Source organism: Segatella sinensis (assembly GCF_040095255.1).
In the GTDB taxonomy this organism is placed as follows: domain Bacteria; phylum Bacteroidota; class Bacteroidia; order Bacteroidales; family Bacteroidaceae; genus Prevotella; species Prevotella sinensis.
Genome location: NZ_JBBNGE010000082.1, coordinates 1 through 8,901 on the forward strand (window position 1 = coordinate 1; position 8,901 = coordinate 8,901).

13 protein-coding genes and 1 pseudogene are annotated in these 8,901 nt (G+C 38.4%); 13 read left to right on the forward strand and 1 reads right to left on the reverse strand.

The features are described from left to right. The first annotated feature begins 157 nt into the window (after positions 1 to 157). The 10 genes and pseudogenes from AAAT87_RS14420 to AAAT87_RS15600 all read left to right on the forward strand — a co-directional run. On the forward strand, positions 158 to 337 hold the full coding sequence (locus AAAT87_RS14420) for a hypothetical protein (protein ID WP_349226806.1): 180 nt from the start codon (positions 158 to 160) through the stop codon (positions 335 to 337). Between the two features lie 227 nt (positions 338 to 564). Beyond that, a complete protein-coding gene (locus AAAT87_RS14425) occupies positions 565 to 2,268 on the forward strand; it encodes a hypothetical protein (RefSeq protein WP_349226807.1) in 1,704 nt (567 codons plus the stop codon). A 236-nt stretch (positions 2,269 to 2,504) separates the two neighbouring features. Continuing rightward, a complete protein-coding gene (locus tag AAAT87_RS14430) occupies positions 2,505 to 2,627 on the forward strand; it encodes a hypothetical protein (RefSeq protein ID WP_349226808.1) in 123 nt (40 codons plus the stop codon). Between the two features lie 72 nt (positions 2,628 to 2,699). Beyond that, on the forward strand, positions 2,700 to 3,056 hold the full coding sequence (locus AAAT87_RS14435; protein WP_349226809.1) for a hypothetical protein: 357 nt from the start codon (positions 2,700 to 2,702) through the stop codon (positions 3,054 to 3,056). Positions 3,057 to 3,557: 501 nt separating this feature from the next. Beyond that, entirely contained in the window at positions 3,558 to 3,779 is a 222-nt protein-coding gene (locus AAAT87_RS14440) for a DUF8507 family protein (protein WP_296973925.1), read from the forward strand. A 6-nt stretch (positions 3,780 to 3,785) separates the two neighbouring features. Beyond that, on the forward strand, positions 3,786 to 4,205 hold the full coding sequence (locus AAAT87_RS14445) for a putative toxin-antitoxin system toxin component, PIN family (RefSeq protein WP_296973922.1): 420 nt from the start codon (positions 3,786 to 3,788) through the stop codon (positions 4,203 to 4,205). Positions 4,206 to 4,970: 765 nt separating this feature from the next. Continuing rightward, on the forward strand, positions 4,971 to 5,189 hold the full coding sequence (locus tag AAAT87_RS14450; protein ID WP_117588186.1) for a DUF8507 family protein: 219 nt from the start codon (positions 4,971 to 4,973) through the stop codon (positions 5,187 to 5,189). Then, on the forward strand, positions 5,186 to 5,620 hold the full coding sequence (locus AAAT87_RS14455) for a putative toxin-antitoxin system toxin component, PIN family (protein WP_349226810.1): 435 nt from the start codon (positions 5,186 to 5,188) through the stop codon (positions 5,618 to 5,620). The genes AAAT87_RS14450 and AAAT87_RS14455 overlap by 4 nt, the downstream gene beginning before the upstream one ends. Before the next feature lie 386 nt (positions 5,621 to 6,006). After that, positions 6,007 to 6,276 carry a hypothetical protein gene (locus AAAT87_RS14460; protein WP_119249992.1) on the forward strand — a complete coding sequence of 90 codons (270 nt, stop codon included), beginning with the start codon at positions 6,007 to 6,009 and terminating at the stop codon, positions 6,274 to 6,276. A gap of 56 nt (positions 6,277 to 6,332) precedes the next feature. Next, positions 6,333 to 6,602: pseudogene (locus AAAT87_RS15600) on the forward strand (type II toxin-antitoxin system RelE/ParE family toxin); the annotation flags it as partial. Positions 6,603 to 6,935: 333 nt separating this feature from the next. Here the strand turns inward: AAAT87_RS15600 and AAAT87_RS14465 are convergent. Next, entirely contained in the window at positions 6,936 to 7,142 is a 207-nt protein-coding gene (locus AAAT87_RS14465) for a hypothetical protein (RefSeq protein ID WP_296973908.1), read from the reverse strand. Between the two features lie 335 nt (positions 7,143 to 7,477). Here AAAT87_RS14465 and AAAT87_RS14470 point away from each other — a divergent pair, with 335 nt between their 5' ends. From AAAT87_RS14470 to AAAT87_RS14480, 3 genes are all read left to right on the forward strand, one after another. Then, positions 7,478 to 8,044: a Panacea domain-containing protein gene (locus tag AAAT87_RS14470; RefSeq protein WP_349226811.1), complete on the forward strand. Its 567-nt coding sequence runs from the start codon at positions 7,478 to 7,480 to the stop codon at positions 8,042 to 8,044. A 3-nt stretch (positions 8,045 to 8,047) separates the two neighbouring features. Continuing rightward, positions 8,048 to 8,524 carry a hypothetical protein gene (locus AAAT87_RS14475; RefSeq protein ID WP_349226812.1) on the forward strand — a complete coding sequence of 159 codons (477 nt, stop codon included), beginning with the start codon at positions 8,048 to 8,050 and terminating at the stop codon, positions 8,522 to 8,524. Positions 8,525 to 8,609: 85 nt separating this feature from the next. Further along, entirely contained in the window at positions 8,610 to 8,804 is a 195-nt protein-coding gene (locus AAAT87_RS14480; RefSeq protein WP_117695150.1) for a hypothetical protein, read from the forward strand. The last annotated feature ends 97 nt before the right edge of the window (positions 8,805 to 8,901 follow it).

Consider the following 8,901-nt stretch of genomic DNA (forward strand, 5'->3'; position numbering starts at 1 on the left):
CCGAATTCAAAGAGAACAAGGAGTTATCCTGCAGTATTGATTGGAAGACTTGGTGTGGCAAAGGAGTTTCAAGGAACGTAAGTATTCGGTAAAAGCCGTATTGTGCGCCTAGATAAAGTTTCGTACCTTTGCACCATGATTTTAAATTATTCAAATTATGGTACAAGGCAAGAAACAATTAAACAGCAAGCCAAAGTTCGCCGAGATTGTAATCGGCGACAATGAGGCGAAGGAAATGCGAGAGAGTGTGAATGCTCGTAGCAGCCGTGCAAAGTTTCTGTTTTATTTTGAGATTCGAAATACGGCGTTGAGCGGATACTTACCTTGGAACATGTAAACGATATTAAAAGAAAGGGCATCCATAGAGGATGCCCAGTATACTGTAGGGAGGTTGATCGAAACCAAGGACAAATCGTCTCGTTGGAGTGATGCTCTCCCTTATTATCAATATTAAGTTTTGCGCCGCAAAATTAATAATTTTCTATGTGAATTCCAAATTTTTACTCACAAAAAACATTAATTGAGATAAAATAAGAGAATTTTCAAGAGTTCTTCAAATATAGAATGGCTGAAATTATGCATAAAGACACCCTTGACAGCTATCGTGTAAGGGCTAATAATGCTCATACGATTTTGAGAGAACTGAGTTATGTCTTGGAAGGTTGGCTCGCTGGAAATGTCAAGCGTTTTGAAACAGTAGGGCTCTGCATTGATGAAGCTATCAATCTTATAGAGAAGGATTCTGGACTTATATTCCCTAGCTATACCAAGGCTTTGTTTGTCGGGGATTTGAAGAGCTATGCCAGCATCTCTAAGAGCAAAAAAGATATGCCTCTTGAGGAGGAAACCAACAAACTTATCTATCTGGTAAATGAGTGCTTGGCTTCGAATGATGGTGTCTATTTGGCTAACTTAATAAAAAGTATAGAGGCGCAAGTTACAATGGAGGGAGAAATAGAAGCTGAACGATTTAGTCCTAAACTGAGAGAGTTTGATGGTTTGTTATCATCTTTTGCTTGTGAACTGCTGACGATTGGTTATTCAAAGCGATACCTATATAAATTCTTCAACTCTTTTAAGAAAAACCGAAGAGGTTTGTCATTTGAGGATGCTTTTTCTGAAATGAAACTTAAGTTTACGGAATTAAAGCAGCTCTCGTTCTACGTTGTCATTAAACTCAACTTCAAATATACAAAGAATGCTCAAAGGGCAACGGATGCTGCAGAGCAATTGAAAGAGGAGATTCTAGATAACTTGAAGGACTATGTAGGGATGCATAAGTCTTTTGGTAAAAAGAGGAATTCTGTACGTTTCTATATCAAGAAAGTAAATGCTCTAGATGCTTATATGGCTGTAAGAGAGACGTACAACGAACTGTCTAAATTGTTGGACTATAGGCAAGATCTTATATATGGATATACTCTGCCCAATTATGCTCTTGCCTTTTGGGATAATGAAGATGGTTATCTTGTATCTTCTGAAAAGTTTTTCGAACTGGATAATGGAGGTCAGTTTTTGAAAGATGAAGGGAATCATTTATATGAGAAATTAAACCGAATAGATAATTCTGAGTCTGTCACTACTGATGTAAAGGACAGAATTACTGCTGCATTACGCCATTTGCGAATAGGCGATGGTCAAGTGGAGTTGGAACAACAGTTTATCAACTATTGGATAGCTTTAGAGTTTATTTTTGCTTCATCGTCAAGCAAGGATAACACGTATTCTCGAATTAAGGAAAATCTAGTAAATATACTTTCTGCTTGTTATGTCAAGCGAAACCTTCTCTATCTAGAAAATTGGATGCATCGTGAAGGCATCTTAAATGATGAAGATGATTTAATTGCAAAGATTAATGAACCTGAGCTTGTGGCTGGTTTAGATAGTATTCTATTGAAGTATAGGATTACAAATATGAAGTCTCATCTCCATCATAAAGATAAAGTTAAGGATTATATCGTAAACCATCAGACGCATCTATTGCAGCATATATCTCGAATCTATAGGCTAAGGAACGAGCTTGTACATGAAGCGGCGCTAAAACAGGATATTGAGAATGTAGCAAGTAATTTGAGGTTTTATCTTGTGTTTGTTCTTAATCAGATGGTAGATTATTTTTCTGAGGATTCTACTAATATGAAATCGAAGACGATGCTTCAATTCTTTTGGAATTACGAGAAGGGACTTAGAGCGATATTATCAGCTGATAGTTCTGAAGTCGTAACTGTAATTTTAGACATTCATATAGCTAAAAGTTACATTGTCTAGTGTAAATGTGTGGTAAGTATTCGGTGAAAGCCGTATTGTGTGCCTAGATAAAGTTTCGTACCTTTGCACCATGATTTTAAATTATTTATATTATGGTACAAGGCAAGAAACATTTAATCTGTATCATCAAGGTGGTTGTCAAGATTGTAGTTTGTTTGCTAAACAGGAAGGTAAATGTTTGGCAAACCATAGAGGTATTTACATCGGTAAGTGTCTAAAAAAGAATAAAGAAAAATATGATGAAGCAATCCTTCTTCAGATACGAAGGGCATAACTATCTGGTGCCCTTCCTCATCATCAGCAGCCTCTTCTTCATGTGTGGCTTTGCTCATGGCTTCATAGAGGTGTTGAATCCGTAAATCACCATTAGCCCGTATGGCGGTACCTATATAATATATTACCTTTGCATCCGTAATTAAAACAGTTTGATAATGGAAACAAGGGAATATTTCGAAAAAGTGATGAAGGATTACAACCAAAATTGTAAAGGTCGTAGCTTGCGCAAGTATTGTAAGGAGGAGGCAGTGGATTATGACTGGCTCATAAAGTTTAAGAAATCATATCGTTCAAATAAACTTCAACCAGATGAAAACAAGAAGCTAGGCGAAGGTGAGTTTATCGCTTTGACAGTTGAGGAGAATTTTGTTCCCGAGAAGTTGAATGACATTAATTTTGGCGATTATATAGAAGATATACTCACCCGACTGATGGAGGGGGAGCAAGACTTCATGTCCCTAATCCCATGTAATTATAACTCGAACAAAAAGGTGAATGTCAAGGCGGCCTAATAGGTAGCTTTGGCAATACCAATTAATAATATGCTTTTTTTGAAAAATGTTGGATGTGCTAACTGCTGAAAATCAGTAGTTACGTTCTAACGGTGATTTACATTGCTGAGGAGTTGATGCCCTCTAATATCATCTCGTCCTTCTTTACCATTAAGGAAGGGAGTTCTAAAATCATCCCGTCCTTCTTTACCATTAAAGAAGGCTCCACCTCTCATCTCGGTCTTCTCCCCTCAGGGAAGAAGAGGAAAACCGCCCTCCGGTGCTCGGAACCGCTTCACTTTATGGTTGTCGGACCATCAAAGGTCTGCGCCATGTTGTGCGGGATGGGACCGCCTGGGGAAAGGTGGAGACAGTATGGGGTGGACTTGCTATAATAGGGTGATTGATTGCTGATCTTGAGGCTAATTTGCTGATAACTTGTAGATTTCTTTCGATTTTCTTGGTGGTTTCGAAGAAAAAGTGTAATTTTGCATTAGAGAATGAACGTTTAATATAAAGTTTATGGAAACAGCAATATTTAATCCGGTTCAGCAACACTTGTTGAAGATGTTTGCCTTTGATGGTTCAGAAGAAAGACTTTCTGAAGTGAAAAATGTTTTGAGTGATTATTTTCGCAAAAAAGCAGATGCTTGCTTAGAAGGTCTTTGGAATTCTGGGAAGCTGAATCAGTCAAAGCTTGATGAACTACGCCATCAAGACTTACATACTATGTTGAAAAAGTAAGATCTTATGGAAAGAATAGTCTTGGATACTAACAGCCTTATACAGAGTATATCACCAAGAAGCCCATATCGTCGAATCTGGGATAGCTTTTTTGATGGTACTAATCTTTTGTGCGTCACTACCTCCATATTAAACGAATATGAGGAAATATTAAATCTCTTGACCAATGAAGAGACTGCCAAATATATCATTGATGCAATTGTTAGTAATCCTTATACTATATTCATAACCGTATATTTTGATTTCAATTTGATTCAAAAAGATCCGGATGACAATAAATTTGTGGATTGTGCAATAACTGCTGGTGCTAGGTATATAGTTACCGAAGATCATCACTATGACGTAATAAAGTGGAAAGATTTTCCTGGTCTTGATGTTGTTGGTTTGGATGAATTCTTAAAACATCTATTAAAGATTAATCTTTAAAAGGATTCTGAAGCTGTCTTTTGAAAACCTGCCTTTAAAAATCTTTATGCCCCTTTCGGTTCCCCTTCAAGAGGACAGAAACCTTAGGGACGAGAGGATGTAATCGCCCAGCAGTGCTGTTTTTCTAAAATCATCCCGTCCTTCTTTACCATTAAAAAAGGCTTTTTCGAAAACCTACTCGTCCTTCCTTACCCTTAAGGAAGGCTCCACCTCTCATCTCGGTCTTCTTCAATGGTCTTTACACCCCCTTCGGTTCCCCCGTTTGCGGGGGACAGAAACCTCAGGGAAGAAGAGGAAAAACGCCCTCCGGTGCTGACTTTTCTACCTCTCCGTCTCTCCTGCAAGGAGAGCTCCACATCCTAACCAAGCCACAATAGGCTTTACGACCCTTTCGGTTACCCTTACAGGGGACAGAAACCCTTCTCGAAAAGGGAAGGATGTAACCGCCCTCCGGTGCTCGGAACCGCTATGCTATAAGGTTGGCGGGGCATCAAAGCCCTGCGCCATATTATGCGGGCTGGGACCGCCTTATTACAACTTGCTTCTGGTCTTCGCCATCTTGTGCGGGCTGGGACCGCCGGGGGTGGGAAGTTTATAATTTACAATTTATAATTAATAGTTTACTGTTTAGAGCTAATAGTTTATAGTTTACAGCTTATATCCAGAGAATTTGATGATAAGTTGCAGATTTCTTTTGATTTTCTTGGTGATTTCAAGAAAAAAGCGTAATTTTGGCGGCAAAGTTGAACGTTTAATTGAAATAAAATGGAACAGACTGTATTTAACCCTGCTCAGATGAAGATTCTTCAAATGATGTCTTATATCAAGACTCCACAGGAATTAGATAATCTTGAAAATGTTCTCTCTCAATACTTTGCAAAGAAGGTTGATGAGGGGATTGATGAGTTGTGCGATAATGGAAGTATAACTCTTGATACCATCGAGAGCTGGGGAAATGAGCATTTACGTACTTCTGGCAAATGAGAAAGATAGTTCTTGATACTAATTGCTTGTTGATGAGCCTTCCAAGGATAAGCCCTTATCGTAAGATTTGGGATGATTTCTTGAAAGGTAAGTTGACCTTGTGTGTCACAAATGAAATTATTGAGGAGTATTTAGAAATCATAGAGCAAAAGACTAATGCCAATATTGCAAGTAATGTTGTGTCTGTGATTCTAAGTCAAAAGAATGTGGAATTCGTAACACCCTATTATAAGTTGCATCTCATTCAAGCTGATGAGGATGACAACAAATTTGTAGATTGTGCTTTTTCTGCTGGTGCAAGTTGTATAGTGAGTAATGATGCTCACTTTAAAATTCTCAATGAGGTTGAATTTCCTCGCATTTTTGTTGTAAATATAAAGGATTTCGTGGAGTTATTATTGCGGAATCTAGGAAACAATCATCTTAATTAATAGTTTAAGATGTCGTAACTATTGATTATAGCAAGTTGCAGAAGGAACTCATCTCGGTCTGCTCCAAGTCTTTACGCCCCCTTCGGTTCCCCTTTTAGGGGACAGAAACCTCAGGAGCGAGGGAGAAAACCGCCCGTGCTCGGAACCGCTTCGCTATAAGGTTGTCGGACCAAAGCGGTCTACGCCATGTTGTGCGGGATGGGACCGCCTGGGGAAAGGTGAAGACAGTATGGGGTGGGTTTGCTATAATGGGGGTATAGATTACTGATTTTAAGGCTAATTCGTTGATAACTTGCAGATTTCTTGTGGTTTTCTTGGCGGTTTAGAGAAAAAAGCGTAACTTTGGCGACAGAATGTTGAACTAGAATAAATAGGAGGCTAGAATTATGTATACAACTGGTAATACAGCAAATATGGTTCTTCCATATTGGAATGAAATCAAGAATTGGAGTCGGGAAGATAGAAGTAATCTTGCCGAATTGATACAGATGTCTCTTTATGATGAGGAAGATGGAAATGACGATTTGATAAATCAGCTGTCACCAGAACTCATGAAAGAGTTGGCGGAATATGCTGTTAAAGAACATCGTGCTGGTCGTTGCTTGACCCAAGAACAAGTAGAAAAATCTGTCATGGAGGCTATGGGATGGAACTGAGATGGTTACCTTTTGCTTCAGAACAACTACGAGCAGATATGTAATATGTTGTTGATAACTTTGGAGAGATAACTGCAAAGAAATCTCTTCGAAGAATTCTTGATAAGGTTAATGAGCTGAGGAAAAATCCTGATATAGGAATTTGGGACAAAAAGTTTTCTTCAGATGGCATTAAGGTTAGGCATCTCAATATTGGTCCTAATATGGTTTTTTGTTTGATTGATAGATATGAAGTGGTTGTTATGGCAGTGATGCATTGCAAACAGTCTTCTTATGTTATCAATCGTGCGATTCGATATGCATTGAAGAATTTTTTTGAATCGTAAGTATTCGGTGAAAGCCGTATTGTGTGCCTAGATAAAGTTTCGTACCTTTGCACCATGATTTTAAATTTTTCAAATTATGGTACAAGGCAAGAAACAATTAAACAGCAAGCCAAAGTTCGCCGAGGTTGTAATCGGTGACAATGAGGTGAAGGAGATGCGTGAGTCTGCAAAAAGGTACAACATTTTTTTGAGATATGCAATACGGCGTTGAGCGGATACTTACGATGGAAGTGAAATTCTTTGAACCACCTAGTTTTCTCCTTCCAAGGAGAACTCCATAAAGTCTTACTAAGCCTCTCTCTTGCCCAAAGAGAGAGGCTTTTTATTTAGCCATTATGAATGGTTGCGCTCTTTCCTTAGTCGTCTGACCTCTCTGATTTCTTCATTGATTTCATCGAGAGTCATTTCTGGGAATTCACCTCTTTCTGCCATAGCCCTAATTTCTGCGAATGCTGCTTTTGCTCTTGCAGTTACTTCGTCCTCTTCCTGCAGGGCTTTCTGTGGATTGTCCTTTCGGATGGTTTCTGATGTCTGTACCATAAGCTTATCATTATTAACGTTTTACTTTCTGAGTGCAAATATACGGCATTATGGAGGAGAATGGTGCAGAAGGGGGAATCTTTTAATATAGATTAAGGCTTTTCGACCTATTCGGTCTTGAGATAAAGGTCACGCAGATTTGGCTTTCCCTTCGGCCGCCGATTTTCAATTCGCAGATGACGCAGATTTTGACCTGTTCGGTCTGGGATTTTGCAGATTTCGGGAGATTTTGCTGATGACTTGCAGAATTCTTGCTTTTTTCTTGGTGGTTTAGAAGAAAAAGCGTATTTTTGCGGCAGAAGTGTTAAATATAGAAGGATTTGATTATGAGAAGTATGAATAAAATGTCGGCGGAGGATATCGCTAAGCTTAAGGCGGTAGCTTTGTATGTCTTAGACAAATGTGGTGAAACGGATTTCATTCATTTGTTTAAGATTATCTATTTTGCGGAAAGGAATCTCTATGCAAAATATGGTCAACATTTAGTTAAGGATACTTTTATCGCCATGGAACACGGACCGGTTCCCTCTCATCTTTATGATGCCTTGAAATTAATGAATGGCAAGGGAAACAATAAGGATGTCAAAGCTATTAGCGATTCTTTGTTACCTGCTGGTGGGGAATGCGCTTGGTTTTTTGTGAAAGCTGGCGAAAAGCCTGACTTGGACGAATTGAGTAAAGCTGAGATAGAAGCGTTGGATGCTGCCATTGATAAATACAAAGATATGGATACCAAGACTTTGTCTGAGCTATCTCATGATTCTGCCTGGCATGAGGCATGGGATAAGAATCATAATGCTGTTATGACCTCTCTGAATATTGCAAAAGCAGGTGATGCTTCTAATGAGTTTTTAGAGTATCTCCAGGAACAGGAATTTATAGATTCTATTTTGGAGGCTTAGGCTATGGTGAACTTCAAAGAATTGCTGGGAAATAATAATCAGCTTCAAAACTTGCTCCTTGATACAGTTGAGGAAGGTGAAGTTTATCGTCTTTGTATGACAAAAGAAGAAGGTATTATTCCTAAAAATAAAGGAGATGAAGGGAGAAAGAAGTTCTTTGTAGTTGTGGGTAAAGACCAAGAAGGAAATGCGATTGGTTTTGTACTTATCAACTCAGAAATCAATAAGCACCTTCCTGAAAGTAGAAGGAAATTGCACTATTTATTGAAGGCTTCTGAGTATGAGTTTTTGGGTGACCAAGATAGATTTGTCGATTGCTCTGATTTTAAAAGAATTTCAAAGGAACGATTTGCAGAATTGTTTTCAATAGATAAGATGAAGGGAAAAATTAATAAGAATGATTTGGTAGAAATAAAAAAGGCCATTTGTTCTTATGAGAATGTTTCCATGAAGTTGTTGAAACGTTTTGGATTGACATAACTGGGAAATTTATTGTGATTTTCTTGGTGGTTTCGTAGAAAAAGCGTAACTTTGCGACATTATTAAACGTTTAAAATGAAAGGTTATGGCATTAGAAATAAGAAGTATTCCTGTTTTGACAGGTGAGACTGCAGAACGGTTTGTTCGTGAGGCTGAGGAGAATGAGCGCAATCCACAAAGGAGAAAATTAGTCTTTTCTTTTGAGGATATTGATCGCATTATGGAACGTTCACGTAAATATATGAAAGAACATGGAGGAAAAGGACCTTTTGCAAAATAGTTGTGGGGACTTTCCATATTCTGTTACAACTCAGGGTGAGCTGGAAAGTTTTAGTTGCGGAGATAAGGACTTGGATGATTTCTTTCATCAAGACGCA

Excerpts from the sequence above, each read along its gene's own strand:
- AAAT87_RS14420 (WP_349226806.1), top strand. The coding sequence starts at position 158 with ATGGTACAAGGCAAGAAACAATTAAACAGCAAGCCAAAGTTCGCCGAG.
- AAAT87_RS14425 (WP_349226807.1), top strand. The coding sequence starts at position 565 with ATGGCTGAAATTATGCATAAAGACACCCTTGACAGCTATCGTGTAAGG.
- AAAT87_RS14430 (WP_349226808.1), top strand. The coding sequence starts at position 2,505 with ATGATGAAGCAATCCTTCTTCAGATACGAAGGGCATAACTATCTGGTG.
- AAAT87_RS14435 (WP_349226809.1), top strand. The coding sequence starts at position 2,700 with ATGGAAACAAGGGAATATTTCGAAAAAGTGATGAAGGATTACAACCAA.
- AAAT87_RS14440 (WP_296973925.1), top strand. The coding sequence starts at position 3,558 with ATGGAAACAGCAATATTTAATCCGGTTCAGCAACACTTGTTGAAGATG.
- AAAT87_RS14445 (WP_296973922.1), top strand. The coding sequence starts at position 3,786 with ATGGAAAGAATAGTCTTGGATACTAACAGCCTTATACAGAGTATATCA.
- AAAT87_RS14450 (WP_117588186.1), top strand. The coding sequence starts at position 4,971 with ATGGAACAGACTGTATTTAACCCTGCTCAGATGAAGATTCTTCAAATG.
- AAAT87_RS14455 (WP_349226810.1), top strand. The coding sequence starts at position 5,186 with ATGAGAAAGATAGTTCTTGATACTAATTGCTTGTTGATGAGCCTTCCA.
- AAAT87_RS14460 (WP_119249992.1), top strand. The coding sequence starts at position 6,007 with ATGTATACAACTGGTAATACAGCAAATATGGTTCTTCCATATTGGAAT.
- AAAT87_RS14465 (WP_296973908.1), bottom strand. The coding sequence starts at position 7,142 with ATGGTACAGACATCAGAAACCATCCGAAAGGACAATCCACAGAAAGCC.
- AAAT87_RS14470 (WP_349226811.1), top strand. The coding sequence starts at position 7,478 with ATGAATAAAATGTCGGCGGAGGATATCGCTAAGCTTAAGGCGGTAGCT.
- AAAT87_RS14475 (WP_349226812.1), top strand. The coding sequence starts at position 8,048 with ATGGTGAACTTCAAAGAATTGCTGGGAAATAATAATCAGCTTCAAAAC.
- AAAT87_RS14480 (WP_117695150.1), top strand. The coding sequence starts at position 8,610 with ATGGCATTAGAAATAAGAAGTATTCCTGTTTTGACAGGTGAGACTGCA.